Raw genomic sequence first — 21,007 nt, 5'->3', positions numbered from 1 at the left:
TTAGAGAAAAGGTAATCGAATTCTTAGAAAGTCACTCTTGGAAAAATGAGGAATTCAAAAATATCCTAACAGATAATTTTCAAATTATTAAACCTAATTTTTCGGGATCCTATTTGTAATGAGTATATTCTTCTTAATAATTAAAGTTACACTCCCGTGATCTGTAAATTTTATTGCATTAGAAATAAGGTTATGTATAACTTGGTTGTATCTAACAATGTCTAATAAGACGACAGGTAAATCATCATCAACTCTAACATTCATTTCAATACCCTTGAGCTCAAATGTGGTTTTATGAATTTTTTTTATTTGTTTTACCGCTGATGAAATATTGGTTGGAATATAATCTAATTCAATAACTGTAGATTGCATTTTGCTAAAATCTAATACATTGTTTAGCAGATTTAATAATAATTTACCTGAATAGTTGAGTGCCTCAATATTATCTATTTGGTCTTTTCTGGGTTTGCTATCGCCTAAAATATGAGAGAGCCCAATTACAGCGTTCAAGGGAGTTCTAATTTCATGACTCATGATGCTTAAAAATTTCGATTTAGCTTCAGATGCTTCAAGAGCAAATTCTTTTTTATGAAATATTAGTGCATTGTGCCTAATATTACTGATTGAGAAAAAGACCATCTCGGAAGTTATTAGAACAATAACAAATATAGCCGCTATTGGGTAAATTAAGGTAGCTGCTAACTCTTGATCTAAATGATTTTTTGTAAATAAATCAAAATTTGTAAAATTAAGAATTATCCATAAAAGGCCGGATAAACAGGAAAATAAATATACAAATTTTTTCTCGTTTTTAAACGAAAACATGGTAAATGGCAGGGCTAGAGAATACATATAAACGTACTCTATATGACCTGCTCGTCCAATAAAAGAAGCTGTTATTGTTATGGACAAATTTAGTAATATAAAGAATATTATTCTTGCTGCAGTAATGTCAATTTTTTGCAATAAATGCCCCTACAATATAAAGAACCCCAGATATTAAGTGATAATAAGCAAGTGTTTCTAACTCTAAATACATAGCAAAAAAATAACTTAAGAAACCAAAGGCGCCTGCTATTAAGCTTATTTTATACGTAGTAGTTGTTATTCGTCTCGAAGATTTGTTTTTAGGTGTTTTGTACATGTTTTTTTAACTTTTATCTGCACTTACCCTCAAAAAACATTTTTACGAGGGATAAAGGATAAAAGTAGTTTTTTTTTTAAATTTAAGTATTGATAGCGTCTTCAATTTGATTTAATAAATCTTCAGGATCAAAAGGTTTAAAGATAAAACCGTTCATACCACTATCATTAATTTTATCTTTTACTTCCATAAAAATAGAGGCAGATAGCGCTAAAATGGGGATGTCTTTATTAAATTTTCTAATTTCTTTGGCAGCAGTATAACCATCCATAATGGGCATTTGTATGTCCATTAATATCGTGTCATATATATGTTCTTTAACCATATTTACCGCAGCCAAACCATCATGAGCAACATCAACTTGTAATTGAGCCTTTTCTAAAATCTGTTTACCAACCATTACATTAATCAGGTTATCTTCTACCAATAATATTCTTTTGTTTTGAAAGTTGTGCGTTCTTTTCTCTGTAGTTTTTAGCAATTCTCTATCAGAAGCTATTTTTAGGTGAATCTTAAAATAAAAACGACTTCCTTTACCAAAATCACTCTCTAGTTTTACTTCAGACCCCATGGTTTTAACAATACTTTTTACAATGGGCAATCCTAATCCTGTACCACCATATAAACGATTTGTGGTGCTAGATGCTTGGGTAAAAGCTTCCCAAATAGTATCTTGTTTATCTTTAGGAATGCCAATACCCGTATCGATTACTTCTGTTAATAAGTCTAGTGTGTTTTCTCTTTGATTGCTGCTGGTGATTCTTAATGTTACGGTTCCTGTATCTGTAAATTTAATTGAATTTGTAACTAAATTATTAATCACTTGATTAAACCTTACAATATCTAGCCAGACTGTAGGTATGTGATCATCAATTTCTAAAGTAAGCGCAATTCCTTTTTTGAAACAGCTTAGTTCATGAATTTTTTTAATTTGTTTAGTAGCTTCTAATAGGTTGGTAGGAATATTATCTAACGCTATATTTGTTGATTGCATTTTACTGAAATCTAGCACATTATTTAGTAAATTGAGTAGTATTTTACCCGAATAATTAAGCGCGTCTATATTCTCTACTTGGTCTTCCCGAGGTTTGTTATCACCTAAAATATGAGAAAGCCCGATAACAGCATTTAAAGGAGTTCTTATTTCGTGACTCATAGTGCTTAAGAAGTTAGATTTGGCATTTGAGGCTTCTAAAGCTTCAGACTGTTTTTCACGGATTTTACCAAAATAACGATCGTTTAATAAAGCAAAATAAATGAGTTGAAAAACAACCAAACAGATCATACTCATAATTGATATTGGGTAAATGAACTCTTTTGCGGCAGTGATATCTAATTTTTTTGAAGTAAAAAGATTAAAGTCAGTTAGAAATAATAAGCTCCATAATAATAACGGTAACACTGTAAATAAAATTAATAAAAGCTTTTCTCTTCTAAAAGAAAACATAATAAAGGGCAAGCCGAGGTTAAACAAATAGATAAATTCTATACTACCACCTTTGCCTACATAAGAGGCAATAATTGCAATACCAATATTACTTGTAAACAAGTAAATAATTCTTGCAGCGGTTAAAATTTCTTTTTTTGCTAGAAAAGCAACTAAAACATAAGCAAAAATATTTAGTGCATTGTAGTTTCTTAACCAGATAAAATCGAACTTATCAGAAATTAAAGTACAAAGTATTGCAAATCCTATATTTACGATTGATAGCCTAAAGACAAGTTTTATTCTTCTTTGAGAGAATTTTGGCATTTTTAAATATTTATTTTAGCTAGTAATCGCTTCTTCTATTTGGTTTAATAAATCTTGGGGCTCAAATGGTTTAAAGATAAATCCGTTCATACCACAGTCATTTATTTTATCTTTTACCTCCATAAAAACAGATGCAGAAAGTGCTAAAATTGGTATTGTTTTATTAAATTTTCTTATTTCTTCGGTAGCTGTATAACCATCCATGATTGGCATTTGAATATCCATGAGGACAATGTCGTACTGGTTTTCTTTTACCATGTTTACGGCACTAAGACCATCATTTGCAACATGAACAGTAAGTTTAGCTTTTTCTAAAATCTGCTTACCAACCATCACGTTTATGAGGTTATCTTCTACTAATAAAACTTTTTTATTTGTAAAGTTGTGTTGTTTGTTTTGAGTTATTTTTTGCAAATCATTTTTAGAGGCAATCTTTAAATCAAGATTAAAATAAAAACGGCTACCTCTGTTTAATTTACTATAAACCAATACTTTAGACCCCATTGTTTCTACAATACTTTTTACAATTGGTAAACCTAAACCTGTGCCTCCATATAAACGGTTTGTGCTGTTAGAGGCTTGCGTAAAAGCTTCCCAAATAGTTTCTTGTTTATCTTCTGGTATTCCTATACCCGTATCAATTACTTCGGTAAGTAAGTTTAAACGATTTTCAGTCTGGTTTGTTTTTGAAATTTTTAAAGTTACGGTACCATTATCTGTGAATTTTATGGCGTTGGTAACTAAATTATTAATGATTTGATTGTACCGAACGATGTCTAATGAAACAACAGGAATATTAATATCTACCTCTAAATTCATTGTAATTCCTTTTCGAAAACAATTGGCTTCATGAATTTTTTTAATTTGTTTTACTGCTAAAGATAAATCGGTAGGAATGGCGTCTAACGCTATGGTTGTAGATTGAATTTTACTAAAATCTAGTACATTATTTAGTAAATTAAGTAATATTTTACCCGAATAATTAAGGGCATTTATATTTTCTACTTGATCTTTACGAGGTTTATTATCTCCTAAGATATGAGAAAGCCCAATAACAGCATTTAAAGGGGTTCTTATTTCGTGACTCATGGTGCTTAAAAACTTTGATTTAGCATTCGATGCTTCAATCGCTTCTTCACGATCTATATGGATAGAGGAAGATTGAAGTGAGTTTTGATAAGAAAAATAAATTAACTGAAAAGAAACTAAAGAAAGTGTGCAAATAACAGCAATAGGATAGATGAAGTTAGCCGCTATTTCTTGATCTAATTTATACGTTGTAAATAAGTTAAACTTTGTGGTATATAAAAGTATCCAAAATAAAATTGAAATAGAAGAAAACAGTATAATATATTTTGTTTCTCTTTTAAATGAGAAACTAAGAAAGGGCAGTCCTAATACAAACATTAGCATTAATTCTACGCCACCTTCTTGGCCTATAAAGGAAGAAGTTACAGCTACTGCGATATTTAGCGTTATAAAATAGATGATTCTAGGGGTTTTTAAAACCCCTTTCTTAGTTAAATATGCACAAAAAAGATATACAAAAACAGTAGAAAAGTGAAGATATATTAAACTTTCGATTTCTAAATAAATCGACAAAATACCACATAGAACAGCAAGTCCAACGGTAATTATACAAAGATGGTAGATGAGCTGAACTCTCCTTAAATAAAAATTAATCATATTAACTAGGGGTCAAATGAAACCTAAATATACAAATTCTATTTTAAAATTTAGATTTAATTTTTTCATATCATTAAGAAGGCTCCTTAACTTTTAAATTAAGGAGCCTTCTTATTATTTGTGTTGTAAAATTATTTCACATCCATCAATTCAACATCAAAAATAAGGGTTGCATCTGGCGGAATTACACCTCCAGCACCTGCTGATCCGTAAGCTAAATTAGAAGGAATTACAAAACGAGCTTTATCACCCACTTGTAAAAGTTGAATTCCTTCATCCCAACCAGAGATTACTTGCCCTACACCAACAGCAAAATCGATTGGTTCTTTTCTCTTGTAAGAAGAATCAAAAACAGTACCATCTAACAATTGCCCTTTATAATGAACAGATACTTTAGCTCCTTTTGTTGCTTGTTTTCCGTTTCCTTTTTGAAGAAGTTTATAACGCAAACCACTAGTGGTTTCATCGTATCCAGCAGCAACAGTATCTAATATTTCTTTCTTTTTTGCTTTTTCTTCGGCATCTCTCAATTCCCTAGATCCTTCAAAAGTTCTAAAAGCTTCTACAGCGTTAAATTTTTCGGCAGTTTCACCTACTTTAATAATTTCTACAGCTGTTAATTCATCTCCTTGCGCAATGGCGTCTACAATATCTTGTCCTTCAACAACAGCACCAAAAACAGTATGTTTACCATCTAACCATGGAGTAGGAACGTGGGTAATATAAAACTGACTACCATTTGTTGCTGGTCCTGAATTAGCCATTGCTAATTTTCCAGGTGCATCATGTTTTAAATCTGGATGAAATTCATCATCAAATTTATAACCAGGATTTCCTGTTCCTGTTCCTTGAGGGCACCCTCCTTGAACCATAAAATCAGGAATTACTCTATGAAATTTTAATCCATCATAATAAGGTGTTCCTTGCGCTTTTACAGCATTTTCTAAATTACCTTCTGCTAAAGCAACAAAGTTACCTACAGTTCCTGGTGCTTTTTCATGTTCTAGTTGTACTAAAATATCACCTTTTGATGTGGTGAATTTTGCATAAATTCCGTTATCCATTTTTTAATTTTTAATCGTTGTTAATTTTATCAGATTCTAAAAAGTACTAAATTGAATTCAGCATATAAAGTTAGAATATATTATTTTTTTGCATTTAATATTGATAAGCCATAGGCCAACCCAATATTTATATTTGATGAATTTACATTGCCAAAAGGAGACCACATTTGACCACCAGCAACATGAAAGGATAAAGCATCATTTGCATGATAATTTATGCCAAGAGTGGGTCTTACCAGAATACCTTCTCCAGAATCAATACCACCACCACCAGAAACACCTCCAGAAAATTCTACAAAAGTAGAGATTTTCTCTTTAAAAATTTTATTCGATTTTATTCCTAAACCAAAAATTCCGTGTGCATATCCTCCAGATTCGCCTTCGTAAGCAAATGAAGCTTCACCAGCTAGATAATATCTTTTATTTAAGTCATAAGAGATTTTTAAGCCAATTAATTGCAAATTACTGTTTTTAGCTCCTCCAGATTTTGCAACATCAAAATACGTCTGATTTTCTACATGAATATGCATTCCTTGTGTTTTTATTTCTTTTACTAGTGTACCGTTTTTAGGGTCTGTGATACCGCCACTTAAACCGTAATATTTAAAGCTAAAGCCTGTTGTATATGCTTCAAAAGTTCCGCCAACAGATCTATGATAACCTCCATGAACACTTAATCCAAATTTTTTAGTGATTTTTACATCAGCGCCCATATTTGGGTACATGGTTAAGCCCCCTTCAGGAAAAATTCTACCACCTGCGGCACCAATTCCCATCTTGGCAAAGAAGTTTACATGTTTAGTTTCAATAAAGTTCTTACCAACGCCAATAAAAACATCCATAAAACCAGCAACTAATCCGCTGTACATGGCATCTACATGTGCATAAATAAAAGTATCATCTGTTATATAACGTTGATATTCAAAACCTAAAATACTTAAAGTTTGTGTGAGTGGTGTTGTTTCGTTAAAGTTTCCAATACCATCATTTCTAGAGGCTCCAATAGGAAAAAAATAATCAAAAGTTATTTGCTGCACACTTTTAATAGCAGGTTTTTGCCAAAATTTTTCTTTGCTTTTATTATTGACGGTAAATGTTTTTTGAGCATCTGCATAAGACCCTGTTCTTAATACAGAGGGTATTTCTAAAAAGAAAGAAAAATTATCTCCTTTTTGAACTCCTGTAAAAAAGTTTACATAACCATATTGCACACCAAAAGAAAATCCTTTTGCTTTGTATTGTAAACCGGCGTTCGGGTAAATAATTCCGCCACCATTTACTAAAGTTCTAAATCCGCCGCCACCGCCAAAATGAATATTTGCATCAAAATAAAAATTTTTAAAAAGTTGCGTATTTACACCAAGATTAACACCTAAAGTAAATAACCCACCTTGATCTCCATAAACGGCTCCATGAAAGCCAGCCCCTGTATACAACCAATCATTTAAAGGGAAATTGTAATTCAGACCAAAAAGACCCATACTTGGTTCTAATTGATAGGTACTACCGTCTCCATATTCATATATTCTGTTTGGTTGATCTATTAAAATATAGTTTAAACGAATACTATTGTGTAATTCTGTTCCTTTAAGTTCAGATAAATTATACGTTTGCGAAAAACTTTGTAAGCTTAAAAATATAAAAATTATCAAAAAATATTTTTTCATAATTTTTAAGCTTTAAATTCGCTTGTAAAATGTAATTTTACAGTCGGGTATTTATTCTGTGTCATTTGTATGGTAAAAGCAGAATCTGCTAAAAATACTAATTGACCTTGTTTGTCTTTTGCTAAATAACGCTGTTTTACACGTTTAAATTCTTTAAATTCCTCACTTTTTATATCTTCTGGCTCTACCCAACAAGCTTTGTGTACATTTAAGTTTTCATACGTGCATTTTGCACCATATTCGTGCTCTAATCGGTATTGAATTACCTCATATTGTAAAGCACCAACAGTACCAATTACTCTTCGACCGTTCATTTCTAAAACAAATAATTGAGCAACTCCCTCATCCATTAATTGATCTAAACCTTTATAGAGTTGTTTAGATTTCATTGGGTCTGCATTGTTTACATATCTAAAATGCTCTGGAGAAAAACTCGGAATTCCTTTAAAATTCAATTCTTCGCCTTCTGTTAACGTATCACCAATTTTAAAACTTCCTGTATCATGTATGCCTACAATATCTCCAGGAAAAGATTCATCTACAATTTCTTTCTTTTCTGCAAAGAAGGCGTTCGGACTAGAGAATTTTACTTTTTTACCATTTCTTACATGTAAATAAGGAGCGTTTCTTTTAAAGGTACCCGATACTATTTTGATAAAAGCCAAGCGATCTCTGTGTTTAGGATCCATATTTGCATGGATTTTGAACACAAAACCCGTCATTTTTTTCTCTTTAGAATCTACCAAACGTTCTTCTGCTTTTTTAGGCAGCGGCGAAGGCGCAATTTTTATAAAGGCATCTAATAATTCTTTAACACCAAAATTATTTAAAGCAGATCCAAAAAATACAGGTTGTAAATTTCCTGCTAAATATTCTTCTCTATTAAAATCTGGATATACTTCTTCTATCAACTCAATTTCTTCTCGTAAAATATCCGCAGCTTTTTTACCGATAATTTTATCTAATTCGGGATTCGTAAGATCATCAAATTGAACGCCTTCAGAAATAGTTGTTTTGTTATCACCAGAAAAAAGATTTAATTTCTTTTCCCAAATATTGTAGATTCCTTTAAAATCATAGCCCATACCGATTGGGAAACTCATTGGCGTAACTCTTAAACCTAATTTTTGCTCCACTTCATCTAATAAATCAAAAGCATCTTTACCTTCTCTATCTAGTTTATTGATAAAAACCAGCATCGGAATACTTCTCATTCTACAAACTTCAACCAATTTTTCGGTTTGTGGTTCTACACCTTTTGCAACATCAATTACCACAATAACACTATCTACAGCGGTTAAAGTTCTAAAAGTATCTTCTGCAAAATCTTTGTGACCAGGCGTATCTAAAATATTTATTTTTTTGTCTTTATAGATAAATGCTAAAACAGAAGTAGCTACAGAAATTCCACGCTGACGCTCAATCTCCATAAAATCTGAAGTTGCGCCTTTTTTTATTTTATTATTTTTTACAGCGCCGGCCTCTTGAATTGCCCCACCAAATAATAATAATTTCTCAGTAAGTGTAGTTTTACCTGCATCTGGATGTGAAATAATACCAAATGTTCTTCTACGTTCTATTTCTTTTAAAAAATTCATCTACAAAATTTGAGGTGCAAAGATACAATTATCAATCTAAAATTTCTATGGTCATTTTAATGTCTTTCACAGGCCACTCATCAACGCCTACTTTTACTTCAGATATTTTATCCATGGTATCAAAACCAGAAATTACTTCACCAAAAACGGTATGTTCATTGTCTAGATGATGCGCACCATCTCTTTTATGCACCATATAAAACTCAAACGGACTCGATAGTTTATTAGGATTATTTTCCCACTGTCTCGCGGCAGCTAAAGCACCAAACTTATGTTTTCTATGATTTCTAAATTCTGGCTGCATTAAGTAATTACCGTATTTTCTGCGCTGCTTTTGGGTGTACATATTATCAGAATTCCCACCCTGAATTACAAAGTTTTTTGCAACCCTATAAATAACAGTGGTATTAAAATATTTTATTTTTGTTAAAAAAATAAAGTTAGCTCTGTGAACAGGCACATCTGAATATAACAAAATTTTTATATCACCAAATTTGGTTTTAATAATAACATTGGTTTCAGGGTTTTGTTTGCCATATTCGGTTAAAAAAGCCTCGGTATTATCTCTGTTTAAACTGTCCCAAGGTTTTAAAATTTCTTTTTCAAGAGATAATTTTGTTTCTATGGATTTCTTTTTAATGGTTTCTTTTTCATCAACTTTTACAGTATTTTCTTTTTTGTCTGATTTGTTATTACATTGATAAAGAAAAATTACTGTTGATAGAAAAAGTAGTTGAATAAATTTTTTCAATTTTTTAAATTTAATATGGAAGCATCAAATATAAATCATCAAGATAAAAGAAAAGAGAAATTGGCTGATTTTATACTAAAATAAGGATTTAAAAATACTTGATTATCTTATATTTGCACTTATGGAGGAACTCGTTGTATTAGTTGATGAAAAAAATAACCAAATAGGATTAATGCCTAAAATGGAAGCTCATGAAAAGGCTCTTTTACATCGTGCTTTTTCGGTGTTTGTTTTCAATAAAAAAGGAGATTTAATGTTGCAACAAAGAGCAGCATCGAAGTATCATTCTCCTTTATTATGGACAAATACGTGTTGTTCGCATCAAAGAGAAGGCGAAGGTAATTTAGAAGCAGGGATGAGAAGGCTGCAAGAAGAAATGGGTTTTACAACCGATTTAAAAGAGATATTTTCTTTTATTTATAAAGCGCCTTTTGATAATGGTTTAACTGAACACGAATTAGACCACGTTTTAATCGGTAATTTTGATGATGCACCAAACATTAACAAAGAAGAAGCTGAAGATTACAAATGGATGCCTTTAGAAGATGTTAAAAAAGATATCGAAGAGAATCCTTCAATCTACACAGAGTGGTTTAAAATAATTTTTCAAGAATCTTATCAAAAATTAACAAATGCCTAAAGTTACTGTTCATAGAAAAGCGCATTTTAATGCTGCGCACAGATTGTATAGAAAAGATTGGTCTGACGAAAAAAACTTTGAAGTTTTTAGCAAGTGCAGCAATCCTAATTTTCATGGTCACAACTACGACTTAATTGTATCTTTAACCGGCGAAATAGAAAAAGAAACTGGCTATGTTTATGATTTAGGAATTTTAAAAAATATTATAAAATCTGAAATTGAAGATTGTTTTGATCATAAAAATTTAAACATCGAAGTACCAGAATTTAAAGAACTAAACCCAACAGCAGAAAATATTGCGGTGGTTACTTACAATAAATTAAGAAAATTTTTACCCGAAAATTTAGATTTAAAAATTACATTATACGAAACTCCTAGAAACTTTGTAAGCTACTCTGGTGACTAAAAATTAATGATTGTTATTTAAAAATCATTTCGAAGTGAAATTATAATATTTCACTGAATTTTTAAGCTCAAAGTACTTATAGTAGATGAATTTGCCTAGTTTAAAATTATAATTTTTAGAAAGACTTAAAAATTCTAGCTCGCTTTTTTCTAAAGAATTATATTTAAAATAGCCACTCATAAATTCTACTTCAGAAGAAAAAATTACGGAGACATTAGGTTTAAAAGTAGTTTGAGACAGTATCGTCAAAGCTTTTTTTATACTCTTAAAAGATTCTTCTGTATTTTTTTCATATGCACTAACTAAAATACGATCTACATATTTCGATATTTCATCCACTTCGGTTTTATTGTAATTACCAACATAAGCCTCTATTTTTATGGGATGATCACTTTCTTTAGATAATAATTTCATAATAGATAATGTAGCTATAAAATTTTTAAAACTACCCTCTCTAGTGCAAGGTATCTCATTTTTTCTTAAATAATTTTCACAATAGTATCCTCCGTAATTAGAAGCAGAATTTTGCCAAAATTCGTATTCTAAATTAAGACCATCGAACTTTTCAGAAGATTTTAGTCTAGATTTATTATAAGCACTAATATGATTAATAAAAAAGCTTTTATTTTCTGCGGATGCAATAACCTCTTGAACTTCATATTGCTTTTTAGCTAAATTTATAAATTTAGCTAAAATAGTATTGGTTTTAGGGTTGGACATATCAATTCTCTTGGCAATTATATGAAGTTCATAAAGTATGATGGCTTTAAATTCATTGTTTTTTACAAAAGTAAGAAGCTCGTTTTCTTTTTCCTGATTACCTAGAATAGCATTAAAACTATCAACATACAACGTTCGTTGTGCAGAAAAGCTAGAAAAAACAAATAGAAAAGTTACGAGTATTAATAGAGTTCTCATAATAGACTGGGGATAAAACTGTTTAGTGATTTTCTTAAATAGTTAAGTAAGGTGGTGCAATTAGTTGTAAGTATCTGATTTATATTTACTTTACATCAAGTAGTATAAATTGGGTGATGCAAGTGTAAAGGGTGAAATTTTTGGGGTGTAAAACTTTAAGATTAGTGCGTATAAAGAATAGTTTTTTTAGCAATTCTTTTTGAAACTTTAATTCTTTAGAGGCTAGAAGTAGCTAATTTTAATCGATAGAATTCCCCGACGCTCTGCGGCAGTGATCAAGAGGAAAGTTTAAAAACCTGGGTTTTCATCAAACTAAAAATAAGGCTTTTTCCGCTTGATACTTCGATGGTTCTGCCTCGATGTTGTTCATTTTATTTTCTAAAAATAAAGGATTTTTACAAATGAGTCGACCAGAAAATAGTGCTGATATTATTTTTAAACGTAAAAATGATAGCCCTAGAAAATTTAGGACACTTAAATTTATCTAATTTATAAGAAATGCTTGCAGTAGATCAGTTTGTTTAGAAACGCATATATAAAAGCCAAGTAAATACTATTTCTTTAAAATCCGACTTATTTTAACACCTTCGCTATCTTAAGTTCTTTTGTTTTTTCTTTATTTTTATTATAGGCATTTAAAACGTTGTAATATTTAATAGATTTAACTAATTAGTTTTAGTTACAAAGGGTAAAATTAATTAAATTTAGTTTTTAAGGTTATTATGCTTTAATCGCTTTTTTTGGTGTTATTTTTGAAGTTTATTTAATTTTAAAAGGGTTTTTCCTCTTTTTAATGTTAGAAGAATAGTTTTCAAGAAACTGTAAGGCAAAAAAAGCATTATTCACACTTTTAAAAGTTATGGATATAGTTTTTACTAGTTTTTTAATTTTTATATTCTTTTTTTAAACCTGTTCTTCTAAAGGTTTCATTTTTAACTGCCTCTATTACATAAGAGTAATTATAGTAAGTAAAATGAATGAAATTTACGTTACTCCAAACGCTCATATCTTTAGATTTTAGTTGTTGAATAAACTCTTTTTCGGCAATTTTTAAAGAGTTATAGTTTAGATAACCGCCCATATATTCGTGTTCGGCAGAGAGTATTATTGATGTTTCAACATTGCATCTGCAAGCAGCCAATACTCTTAACATTTTTTTTGAAACTGTGAAACTTTTTTTTGCAGTCCTAGCATAAGCACTAATTAAAACTTGGTCTGTATATTTAAGTATTTGTCGAATCTTTTTATTATTATATTGACCAACATAAGCTTGCACTTTAATTAGTTGTTTGCTTTCGTTTGCTAGCAATTTCATAATAGATAACGATTCAAGATAATAATTAAAACTACCTCTCCTGTTGCAAGGTATACCGTTTTTCCTCAAATAATTTTCACAATAGTATCCTCCTAAATCAGAAGCATCTTTTTTCCAATATTCGTACTCTAAATTATACGCATTAAATTTTTCGTCAAGTTTTGTTCTTGTCTTGTTATAAGCATCTATTACGTTTATAAAAAAGCCACCACTTTCACCAGAACCAGAAATTTCTTCGATGTCGTACTCTTTTTTAGCTCTATAAATAAAACTAGCCAAAACATTATTTTGAGTAACGTCTGCTAAAGGCATTCTTTTATTTACTCTATGAAGTTCGTAAAGTATTAAGGAATTAAAATTTTGGCTTTTAGCAAAAGAAAGTAGTTCATGTTCTTTTAAATCATTGCCAAGAATGCTATTAAAATTGTCTACATATAAGCTTCTACTTTGCGAAAATAAATGAAGGTAAAAAAATATAAATAGAATTATTGGGGTTTTTTTAAAGTACATGTTTAAGGGAGGTTTAAAAATATAAACCACTAAAATAACTTATTTTACTAATAAATTTGAGTTTTTTTTTTCTTTACTTAATAGTTCTAAAAGAAGTACAAAAAGTTTCATGTTTTATTTGTTGTTCTTGGATAAAAAGAGTTTCCGTTATTTCGTCTAAATTTTTTTATCGCTTTTAAAAATGAAAATATTTATAACCACAAAATAAGTAGGTTGTGGTTTTATTTAAAAATGCAGTATCAATATGATATTAAATAAGTTTTTAACAATGAGAAACAATAGAACAAATGGTTTCTTAAAAAGAAATTACTAGTTTTTACTGTAAGCGTAATAGCTCATCGATCGTTCTAAATCGGTATAAGCGTGGTAGCTAAATCCGTCTAAATTTAAGTGTTTTCTTAACTCAATATTTTTTGCATTCATTTCATCAAAAAACATAGATTCTCCGTTTTTTAAATTATCAAATTTTAGCCAATATCCTAAATGAGTCATTTTTGTAGAAAAAAGAACAGAGGTTTTTATTTTGCTGTTAATTTTAGCAATATACTGTAAACTTTTTTTTGCGGCGTTAAAAGATAATTGAGGTGTTTTACCATGCGCTTGTATTAGTAAGCGATCGCAATATTTACTTATTTCTATAAGTTCATTTTCGGTATAATAACCAAGATATGCTTCAATTTGTACTGTATTCTTATTTTTTTTAGAAAGCTTTTTAATTTCTTTTAAATTAGCTATAAAATAGTTAAAAGAACCCTCTCTGTTGCAAGAAATGGCGTTTTCTTGTAAGTAATTTACACAGTAATATCCATCTTCCCCAGAGGCTTTATTAGACCAATATTCATATTCTAAATTATAGATATCAAATTTTTCTATAGACTTGTTTCTTGAGTTATTGTAAAGATTTATGGTTTTTGTAAAAAATGAAGCTGACTCACCAGAGGCACCAATACTTTGAATGCCAAATTCACTTTTTGCTTTGCTCATAAAAGCTGCTAAAACATTGTTTTTTTGAGGATCTGTTAAAGGCCATCGTTTGTTAACTTTATTTAGTTGATATAAAATTAAAGTTTTAAAATTATTTTTTTTTGCAAAAAGAAGCAGTTTATCCTCCTTACTTGGGCTGCCAATAATATTATTAAAATTATCGACATATAAAGTTCGTTGTCTACAAAAAGAGCTTGTGATAAAAAACAGACAAAAAAGGCAAAAAATAATTTTTTTCAATTGGAATAATTTTTATTAAAAACAACACGCAAATATAAGAACTATACTCTTTAATTTTAATTAGAAACGGCTTTGATAACGCAAAGGTTATGTTAATTATTTTGTGAAATAATTTTAACTGAATTTCACTTATTTTTTCGAGTTAAAAAACTTTTCCGTATAATTTTGAAGCATATTTTTGCTAAACTACTCTTTACATACTCGTTACATGAGTTTAATTTTGGGGTCTGTGATCATGCTATTTTATAACTTTATATTAAGTTATAAATTGATATTGATACCACTTTGCATCTTTGCATCAAATTATAGTTCATAGAATATAGGCAAAAAAATGACTAAAATGCGCTTTTTAAGCAAAAAAAATCTCTTCTACAAAAAAAAGTTTTATTTAAGAGTCTTTTAATTTTTATATAGTTTATTACTAGCAGCTTCGTAGGTATCGGCCTTTGTCCATTTGGTTGTAATCGAATCGTTACCAATTAAATGATTCGCTAAAACATAAGCTCTAAAGAATTCTACTAAATAATCATAATCTAGGGTTTTTGCTTCAATGCCAAATTGATGATAATATTTTGGAACCTCACTATCAAAAGCTCTAAAAACTAAAGAAAAAGTCGGGTACAGAATTTATTTTTTTGCTTAAGAGACATTATTGCTTCCATCAAATAAATCTTGTGCAGGCATCCGATCATCAACTGCTGTATTTCCGAAAGCCGCTGCAGCTTCTTTCAGATAATTTGCTCTATTGTTCTTGGCAAACCAATAATAGTTGCCACATTTGTATCATTATAACCAGCATTATTACTATTCAAACAATACACCATTTGCTTTAAAGTTAGTACAGGGGGTTCTAAATAGTATTGACGCCCTACTACACCTTTTTTTTACCTGTAAATAAAATAAATAAAGCAGAACGTTTTGTGGGGTGCTTCGCCAAGCCTTCTACCATGCTTAATACAGTGGTTGTTCTTACCGCATGGACTTTTGCGTTGTTATAAATGGTATCGCCAGTTTCATCTGGTTTTCTAATACCAATGTGATTGTAATGATAAAAGTAGATGATATATTCATTTTTTAAAGTGGTAGCAGTACCTTTTACAACACCAATTACATTTTGAGGAACAATATTTTTTTTTTAGCGCCTTCATTTGAATAAAAGCAGGAATTTCCTTTTTGTTTTTGATACTACTACTAATATTAAGTGTCTCCTCTTTGTTATGTGCCAAAACATATACAAAGTCAGATTTCTTTTTTTCTTCTTTTTCAATAGTCGATAAAGTGGTTTTCTTAAAGTTATGTTCTATTTTCCGCCAAAAGCGCATCATCGGTTTGCAACAGTTCAATGATGCCAATGGCTCCATTTTTTATGGCTTATTCTTGTTTTTTACTTTGTAAGTTACGAGCAGTTCTGTAGTCTTACTTTTCAGAATTCATGGCTAAAAGAAGCACAAACTTTCCTTTTACCTTTTTATGTTGATAAACTTCTTATCAACCAAAACTTGCATTAATAATTTTATCCTTTACGGTACTATTAGCACTGTTTAAAATGGCCAATTCTGTGAGTTCTATCTTATTTATACGTAACGAAAATTCTTCTGCTTGCTTTGAATCTTTTAAGGGTACTTGCTGGAAATAAGTATTCATTATTGGGTTTGTTTTTGCGCCATAATTTCTTAACTGATTTGCTACATAAGAAGCCGCAATTTTTATTTCAAGAGATCCTGTTGTTCTCTTTTTTAAAGCATAAACTGCAAAAAAGTAAATATGTCTGCCTATTTTGCTTTTTGTAACAATTTCTGTTGCTATTTCTTTGCTAGATTGTGCAGAGATTGCAGCGCTAAATAATTAATTAGTAAAAAGTAGTGCGCCGGTTTTCATGGTAAATAATGTATTTAATTTAGAGTTTGATGCCTATAGTTATTCAAATTTAAATGGTTTTATTTTTAACGTAAAGCGCAAAAAAAAGCTCAATATAAAATATTGAGCTTTAAGACGCATAGATTTATATATGTTTACATGGTTTTTTTCCTGTAATTAAATTGTATAAAATACTGGTAACAGTAATTACGAATAAAATGTGGATTAAATTTCCTGTTGCCATGCCTGCTATAATTCCTAAAAACCCTAATAACCAAACAGCTATAAAAATAACTACTACGAACCATAATATACTTCCCCTAATTTTTGTTTTTAAATTCAGCATAAAATTATAAAGATTTTGAAACTGAATTTAACGCTATTCATTTAAATATTATCTTTGATGCTTTAATAGCATATATATGAAAGTAATTGCCATGATTCCAGCACGTTACAGTGCCTCTCGTTTTCCAGGAAAATTAATGAAAGATTTAGGCGGAAAACCTGTAATTGTAAGAACCTATGAAGCAACGCTACAAACCAATTTATTTGACGACGTTTATGTAGTAACAGATTCTGATATTATTTTTGAAACCATTAAAAATGCCGGAGGAAAGGTAATAAAAAGTAAAAAAGAACACGAATGTGGTTCTGATAGAATTGCCGAGGCTGTAGAACATATTGATGCAGATATTGTGATTAATGTGCAAGGAGATGAACCTTTTATAGACGCCGTTTCTTTATCAAAATTAATAGCTGTTTTTAAGGTTGATATAGAAAAAGAAATAGATTTGGCCTCTTTAAAAGTACAAATTACCAATAAAGAAGATATTGAAAACCCTAATAATGTTAAGGTAATTACAGATGTGCATAATTTAGCCATTTACTTTTCTAGAAGTGTAATTCCGTTTCATAGAGATACCGATGTTGTGGTAAAATATTATAAACACAAAGGAGTGTATGCCTTTAGAAAGCAAGCTTTGTTAGATTTTTATAAAACACCAATGACGCCTTTAGAGGCAGCCGAAAAAATTGAAGCCATACGATATCAAGAAATTGGTAAGAAAATAAAAATGGTAGAAACCAATGTGGAGGCAGTAGGTATTGATACTCCAGAAGATTTAGAAAAAGCAAAAAAATATTTAGGCTTAAAATAATTTTATCAATGTATAAAAACATAAAAGTAATTGCCTTTGATGCGGATGATACTCTTTGGATAAACGAAACTTATTTTAGAGAGGCAGAAGACCAATTTGCAAAATTGTTATCGAAATACGAAACCAAAAATAAAATAGAGCAAGAGCTTTTTAAAACAGAAATCAGGAATCTTGCGTGTTATGGTTACGGCGTTAAAGGTTTTATTCTTTCTATGGCTGAGTGTGCTTTAGAGCTGTCTAACTATCAAATAAACCAAAAAACGATAGAAGATATTTTAAATATTGGTAAAGAAATGTTAGAAAAACCAATAGAATTATTAGACGGAATAGAAGAGCTGCTACAATCTTTACAAGGTAAATACAAATTAATAGTGGCTACAAAAGGAGATTTGTTAGATCAAGAACGAAAATTAGAAAAATCTAATCTGTTTAAATATTTTCATCATATTGAGGTGATGAGTGATAAAAAGGAAAAAGATTATCAAAAATTGGTACAACATTTAGACATTCATCCATCAGAATTTTTAATGATTGGTAATTCTTTAAAGTCAGATGTTTTACCGTTGATAAAAATTGGCGCGTCGGCAATTCATGTTCCCTTTCATACTACTTGGGTTCACGAAGAAGTTTCTGTGCAAGAAGCCTCAAAATTGGCTTATAAAACAGTTTCAAATATAAAAGATGTTATAACGCTCTTTTAAATAAATAAACTAACTTTGCACCAATTAAAAGAATAAAAAATATTATGGCAAGCATAAAAAATTTAAAAAAAGATATTAACTACGTTTTAGGAGATGTTATAGAATACGCATTAGACGTTTCTACATTAAAAAACGAACCTAAAAAGGGAGATGTAATTATTGATGAAGCTATCGAAACTTTTGATGCTTTGGTTGCAAAAGTAAACGCAAGCGGTGTAGAAAATAAGAAAGCGCATTTTAATGCAATAAACCAAGAATTAGAAACAAAAGCAAAAGGCTTGGTAGAAAAAATTAACGGTTTATAAAATTAACATTTTTTAAACAAAACTTTAAGACCAGCATCTAATTTAGATGTTGGTTTTTTTTGTTATATTTGGTAAAGTAATAAAATACAATAAATTACGTTTTATTAGTAACACTAAATTTTATAAAAATGGCTAGAGCAATGTTTGAGTACACCAAGATAGTACTGCAAAAAGTTAGTTTTAATTCAGAGTTGTTTTGTAAAGAATTAGAAAAATCATTAAAAAGATTGTTACCCTACGAAATACAAGAATTAATCATTTGGCTAAAACAATTTACTGCAAATAAACCAGAATTATTTGTTTGTATGAATTTGATAAAATAAAAAATAGAGCAATTTGCTCCATTTTTTTAATTAGTTTTTAGAGTCAGATTTTTTATGTTTGTATTTACGCATTAAATTTCTGCCAAATTCAATTTCTGCTATTTGTAATTTTATGATTTTGTTAGCAGAAATAATTTGCGCTATTTTCTTTGTAAAATCTTCTTGACTCTCGTTTAATTTTTTATCGGTACTTAATTTTAAAGATATTAATTTTTTTGATTCGTTTTCGCTTAATTTGTCAATAGATTCATTTTCTTTAATTGCTTGTTTTAAAGTAAACCTGTAAGAGCGTCTTAAGCTATGTTGCTCTTCGTCATATGCATTATAAACGGGCCAAAATTTTTGAGCTTCACCCGTTGTTAATTGTAATTGCTCGGTAATGTAGGCTATTTTTAAAGTTTTAATTTTTTCTCTTCCTTCTTTTTTTCCTTGTGCGGTGCTTGGTATTGTGCAAAAAAGAGAAATGATGCCTATGATTATAAATTTTTTCATGAAGTATGTTTTAGTTAATTTCATTCCATAAAGTGTTGTCTAAAGAATTTAGATATTCCTCAATACTTTCATCACTAATATCTGTATAGTAAAATTCGTTTTGATCTAAAATATCATCCTGTAAAATAGTAGCAATATCTAAATTGCTTACTGTAGTTACATCTAACCAATATTCTATGTCGCTATCAGAAAGAGAATCTAAAGTAAGGGTATCTTTTGCATTAAAAACAAAAGAATTTAATCCGATAAAAAGCACTATTGAAGCTGCTGCAACAAACGGAATTATTTGCAAAATTAGTTCTTTAAAAGAAAGAACGTTGGTTTCTTTTTTTGTTGATGCAGCTTTAGATAAAATACTACACTCTAGTTGATTAAAGTAATTTTCAGGAACTTTAAAAGCAGTTTCTTTTGCAAATTTTTCTTCGGATATTTTTGTAAAAAGAGATGCTTCTAAATTATCAAAATAATTAGAAGGAGTAGAAAAACCCGTTTCTATATCAACTTTATGCTTCATGTGCGCTTCGCTATTTTTTAGTTCGTTCTCCATTACTATTTAGACCTTAAAACTCTAAAAAAGTTTAATGAGTTTGTGTTTTTATATATTTTTCAATTTTTTTTACTGCATGGAAATAAGAAGCTTTTAAACCACCCACAGAAGTTTCTAAAATGGCTGATATTTCATCGTATTTCATGGCGTCAAAATATTTCATATTAAAAACCAGACGTTGTTTTTCTGGCAAAGTAGCAATTGCTTTTTGTAAAATTAACTGAATTTCATCACCAGAAAAATAAGCATCACTCTCTAAAGTACTTGCTAATTGCTCATGATAATCAGAAATAGTTATATTTTGTTTTTTGACTCTATTATTTATAAAAGTTATCGATTCATTTGTGGCAATTCTGTACATCCAAGAATATAATTTACTTTCTCCGTTAAATTTCTCTATATTTTTAAAAATCTTTACAAATGTATTTTGCAAAACATCATCGGCATCATCATGTACAATTACAATTTTACGAATATGCCAATACAATCGTTCTTTGTATTGCGCTATCAATACTCGAAACGCTTTATCTCGGCTATTACTGTTTTGGAGTTCTTGTATTAAAATAATTTCGTCTTTCAAAAAAACACGGTTTATTATAAGACTTAAAAATACTAAAAAGGTTTAAATGAGTAAAAAACAATTTCGAAAAATAGCGGAGCTATGCACCTAAAATTGTAGGTTGAACTCTCCTGTTCGGCAGGCTAATACCGCTTCGTGTGCTTCATTTGTTTCAGTATTGGGCAAATCTTCGATATTTCTTCTGATACGATGCCTTGCAACATCAAAAGAATAATCTTTTTTAATATTTAGATGGTGCTTCTTTGTTGTTGTTGTTGTTGTTGTTGTTGTTGTTGTTGTTGTTGTTGTTGTTGTTGTTGTTGTTGTTGTTGTTGTTGTTGTTGTTGTTGTTGTTGTTGTTGTTGTTGTTGTTGTTGTTGTTGTTGTTGT

22 protein-coding genes are annotated in these 21,007 nt (G+C 29.8%); 6 read left to right on the top strand and 16 right to left on the bottom strand.

Annotated features, from left to right (window positions below; all coding sequences use genetic code 11):
- Positions 1-93 precede the first annotated feature (93 nt).
- The 7 genes from ES044_RS16330 to ES044_RS16300 all read right to left on the bottom strand — a co-directional run bounded on the left by ES044_RS16330 (position 94) and on the right by ES044_RS16300 (position 9,663).
- Entirely contained in the window at positions 94-912 is an 819-nt protein-coding gene (locus ES044_RS16330) for a histidine kinase dimerization/phospho-acceptor domain-containing protein (RefSeq protein ID WP_223269153.1), read from the bottom strand.
- A gap of 314 nt (positions 913-1,226) precedes the next feature.
- Positions 1,227-2,897 (bottom strand): ATP-binding protein, encoded by a 1,671-nt coding sequence (locus ES044_RS16325; protein ID WP_189663228.1) that lies wholly within the window; start codon positions 2,895-2,897, stop codon positions 1,227-1,229.
- Positions 2,898-2,912: 15 nt separating this feature from the next.
- The gene (locus ES044_RS16320) at positions 2,913-4,304 is read right to left on the bottom strand and encodes an ATP-binding protein (RefSeq protein WP_223269154.1); all 1,392 of its coding nucleotides are present in this window, start codon (positions 4,302-4,304) and stop codon (positions 2,913-2,915) included.
- A gap of 410 nt (positions 4,305-4,714) precedes the next feature.
- Positions 4,715-5,647 carry a peptidylprolyl isomerase gene (locus tag ES044_RS16315; RefSeq protein WP_147118749.1) on the bottom strand — a complete coding sequence of 311 codons (933 nt, stop codon included), beginning with the start codon at positions 5,645-5,647 and terminating at the stop codon, positions 4,715-4,717.
- Between the two features lie 80 nt (positions 5,648-5,727).
- Positions 5,728-7,314: a hypothetical protein gene (locus tag ES044_RS16310; RefSeq protein ID WP_147118750.1), complete on the bottom strand. Its 1,587-nt coding sequence runs from the start codon at positions 7,312-7,314 to the stop codon at positions 5,728-5,730.
- 5 nt (positions 7,315-7,319) lie between these two features.
- Positions 7,320-8,912 carry a peptide chain release factor 3 gene (locus ES044_RS16305; RefSeq protein WP_147118751.1) on the bottom strand — a complete coding sequence of 531 codons (1,593 nt, stop codon included), beginning with the start codon at positions 8,910-8,912 and terminating at the stop codon, positions 7,320-7,322.
- 31 nt (positions 8,913-8,943) lie between these two features.
- Positions 8,944-9,663: a peptidylprolyl isomerase gene (locus tag ES044_RS16300; protein ID WP_189663229.1), complete on the bottom strand. Its 720-nt coding sequence runs from the start codon at positions 9,661-9,663 to the stop codon at positions 8,944-8,946.
- Between the two features lie 121 nt (positions 9,664-9,784).
- On the opposite strand from ES044_RS16300, the gene idi reads away from it, so the two are divergent.
- Positions 9,785-10,303, top strand: coding sequence for an isopentenyl-diphosphate Delta-isomerase (gene idi, locus ES044_RS16295; RefSeq protein ID WP_147118752.1), 519 nt, complete (start codon positions 9,785-9,787; stop codon positions 10,301-10,303).
- Entirely contained in the window at positions 10,296-10,709 is a 414-nt protein-coding gene (locus ES044_RS16290) for a 6-pyruvoyl trahydropterin synthase family protein (RefSeq protein WP_147118753.1), read from the top strand. The genes idi and ES044_RS16290 overlap by 8 nt, the downstream gene beginning before the upstream one ends.
- 24 nt (positions 10,710-10,733) lie before the next feature.
- Here the strand turns inward: ES044_RS16290 and ES044_RS16285 are convergent, their stop codons facing one another.
- The 5 genes from ES044_RS16285 to ES044_RS16270 form a co-directional block, all read right to left on the bottom strand.
- Positions 10,734-11,627 carry a hypothetical protein gene (locus ES044_RS16285; RefSeq protein ID WP_147187394.1) on the bottom strand — a complete coding sequence of 298 codons (894 nt, stop codon included), beginning with the start codon at positions 11,625-11,627 and terminating at the stop codon, positions 10,734-10,736.
- Positions 11,628-12,510: 883 nt separating this feature from the next.
- The gene (locus ES044_RS16280) at positions 12,511-13,452 is read right to left on the bottom strand and encodes a hypothetical protein (protein ID WP_147187393.1); all 942 of its coding nucleotides are present in this window, start codon (positions 13,450-13,452) and stop codon (positions 12,511-12,513) included.
- A gap of 309 nt (positions 13,453-13,761) precedes the next feature.
- Positions 13,762-14,676, bottom strand: coding sequence for a hypothetical protein (locus tag ES044_RS16275; protein ID WP_147187392.1), 915 nt, complete (start codon positions 14,674-14,676; stop codon positions 13,762-13,764).
- A gap of 1,488 nt (positions 14,677-16,164) precedes the next feature.
- Positions 16,165-16,320 (bottom strand): hypothetical protein, encoded by a 156-nt coding sequence (locus ES044_RS18660; RefSeq protein ID WP_189663230.1) that lies wholly within the window; start codon positions 16,318-16,320, stop codon positions 16,165-16,167.
- A gap of 358 nt (positions 16,321-16,678) precedes the next feature.
- Positions 16,679-16,879, bottom strand: coding sequence for a lmo0937 family membrane protein (locus tag ES044_RS16270; protein WP_147118757.1), 201 nt, complete (start codon positions 16,877-16,879; stop codon positions 16,679-16,681).
- Between the two features lie 76 nt (positions 16,880-16,955).
- Here ES044_RS16270 and kdsB point away from each other — a divergent pair, with 76 nt between their 5' ends.
- The 4 genes from kdsB to ES044_RS16250 all read left to right on the top strand — a co-directional run bounded on the left by kdsB (position 16,956) and on the right by ES044_RS16250 (position 19,019).
- Entirely contained in the window at positions 16,956-17,690 is a 735-nt protein-coding gene (kdsB, locus tag ES044_RS16265; RefSeq protein ID WP_147118758.1) for a 3-deoxy-manno-octulosonate cytidylyltransferase, read from the top strand.
- Positions 17,691-17,698: 8 nt separating this feature from the next.
- Positions 17,699-18,391, top strand: a complete 693-nt coding sequence (locus tag ES044_RS16260) for an HAD family hydrolase (protein WP_147118759.1) — start codon at positions 17,699-17,701, stop codon at positions 18,389-18,391.
- 44 nt (positions 18,392-18,435) lie between these two features.
- Complete coding sequence (locus tag ES044_RS16255; RefSeq protein WP_147118760.1) at positions 18,436-18,696, top strand: hypothetical protein; 261 nt, start codon at positions 18,436-18,438, stop codon at positions 18,694-18,696.
- A gap of 128 nt (positions 18,697-18,824) precedes the next feature.
- The gene (locus ES044_RS16250) at positions 18,825-19,019 is read left to right on the top strand and encodes a hypothetical protein (RefSeq protein ID WP_147118761.1); all 195 of its coding nucleotides are present in this window, start codon (positions 18,825-18,827) and stop codon (positions 19,017-19,019) included.
- Positions 19,020-19,049: 30 nt separating this feature from the next.
- Here ES044_RS16250 and ES044_RS16245 read toward each other — a convergent pair whose 3' ends face one another.
- From ES044_RS16245 to ES044_RS18655, 4 genes are all read right to left on the bottom strand, one after another.
- Positions 19,050-19,511 carry a sensor of ECF-type sigma factor gene (locus tag ES044_RS16245; RefSeq protein WP_147118762.1) on the bottom strand — a complete coding sequence of 154 codons (462 nt, stop codon included), beginning with the start codon at positions 19,509-19,511 and terminating at the stop codon, positions 19,050-19,052.
- Positions 19,512-19,521: 10 nt separating this feature from the next.
- Positions 19,522-20,058 carry a hypothetical protein gene (locus ES044_RS16240; RefSeq protein WP_147118763.1) on the bottom strand — a complete coding sequence of 179 codons (537 nt, stop codon included), beginning with the start codon at positions 20,056-20,058 and terminating at the stop codon, positions 19,522-19,524.
- Positions 20,059-20,089: 31 nt separating this feature from the next.
- Positions 20,090-20,638, bottom strand: coding sequence for an RNA polymerase sigma factor (locus ES044_RS16235; RefSeq protein ID WP_147118764.1), 549 nt, complete (start codon positions 20,636-20,638; stop codon positions 20,090-20,092).
- An 87-nt stretch (positions 20,639-20,725) separates the two neighbouring features.
- A partial coding sequence (locus ES044_RS18655) for a hypothetical protein (protein ID WP_190311506.1) occupies positions 20,726-21,007 on the bottom strand: 282 nt, incomplete at its 5' end.

This window comes from Polaribacter sp. IC066 (assembly GCF_007997085.1).
In the GTDB taxonomy this organism is placed as follows: domain Bacteria; phylum Bacteroidota; class Bacteroidia; order Flavobacteriales; family Flavobacteriaceae; genus Polaribacter.
This window is presented reverse-complemented; position numbering and strand designations above follow the sequence as displayed.

Bases quoted from the DNA above. Each gene is read 5' to 3' on its own strand.
- ES044_RS16325 (WP_189663228.1), bottom strand. From the start codon at position 2,897: ATGCCAAAATTCTCTCAAAGAAGAATAAAACTTGTCTTTAGGCTATCA.
- ES044_RS16320 (WP_223269154.1), bottom strand. From the start codon at position 4,304: ATGTTTGTATTAGGACTGCCCTTTCTTAGTTTCTCATTTAAAAGAGAA.
- ES044_RS16315 (WP_147118749.1), bottom strand. From the start codon at position 5,647: ATGGATAACGGAATTTATGCAAAATTCACCACATCAAAAGGTGATATT.
- ES044_RS16310 (WP_147118750.1), bottom strand. From the start codon at position 7,314: ATGAAAAAATATTTTTTGATAATTTTTATATTTTTAAGCTTACAAAGT.
- ES044_RS16305 (WP_147118751.1), bottom strand. From the start codon at position 8,912: ATGAATTTTTTAAAAGAAATAGAACGTAGAAGAACATTTGGTATTATT.
- idi (WP_147118752.1), top strand. From the start codon at position 9,785: ATGGAGGAACTCGTTGTATTAGTTGATGAAAAAAATAACCAAATAGGA.
- ES044_RS16290 (WP_147118753.1), top strand. From the start codon at position 10,296: ATGCCTAAAGTTACTGTTCATAGAAAAGCGCATTTTAATGCTGCGCAC.
- ES044_RS16285 (WP_147187394.1), bottom strand. From the start codon at position 11,627: ATGAGAACTCTATTAATACTCGTAACTTTTCTATTTGTTTTTTCTAGC.
- ES044_RS16280 (WP_147187393.1), bottom strand. From the start codon at position 13,452: ATGTACTTTAAAAAAACCCCAATAATTCTATTTATATTTTTTTACCTT.
- ES044_RS18660 (WP_189663230.1), bottom strand. From the start codon at position 16,320: ATGAATACTTATTTCCAGCAAGTACCCTTAAAAGATTCAAAGCAAGCA.
- ES044_RS16270 (WP_147118757.1), bottom strand. From the start codon at position 16,879: ATGCTGAATTTAAAAACAAAAATTAGGGGAAGTATATTATGGTTCGTA.
- kdsB (WP_147118758.1), top strand. From the start codon at position 16,956: ATGAAAGTAATTGCCATGATTCCAGCACGTTACAGTGCCTCTCGTTTT.
- ES044_RS16260 (WP_147118759.1), top strand. From the start codon at position 17,699: ATGTATAAAAACATAAAAGTAATTGCCTTTGATGCGGATGATACTCTT.
- ES044_RS16255 (WP_147118760.1), top strand. From the start codon at position 18,436: ATGGCAAGCATAAAAAATTTAAAAAAAGATATTAACTACGTTTTAGGA.
- ES044_RS16250 (WP_147118761.1), top strand. From the start codon at position 18,825: ATGGCTAGAGCAATGTTTGAGTACACCAAGATAGTACTGCAAAAAGTT.
- ES044_RS16245 (WP_147118762.1), bottom strand. From the start codon at position 19,511: ATGAAAAAATTTATAATCATAGGCATCATTTCTCTTTTTTGCACAATA.
- ES044_RS16240 (WP_147118763.1), bottom strand. From the start codon at position 20,058: ATGGAGAACGAACTAAAAAATAGCGAAGCGCACATGAAGCATAAAGTT.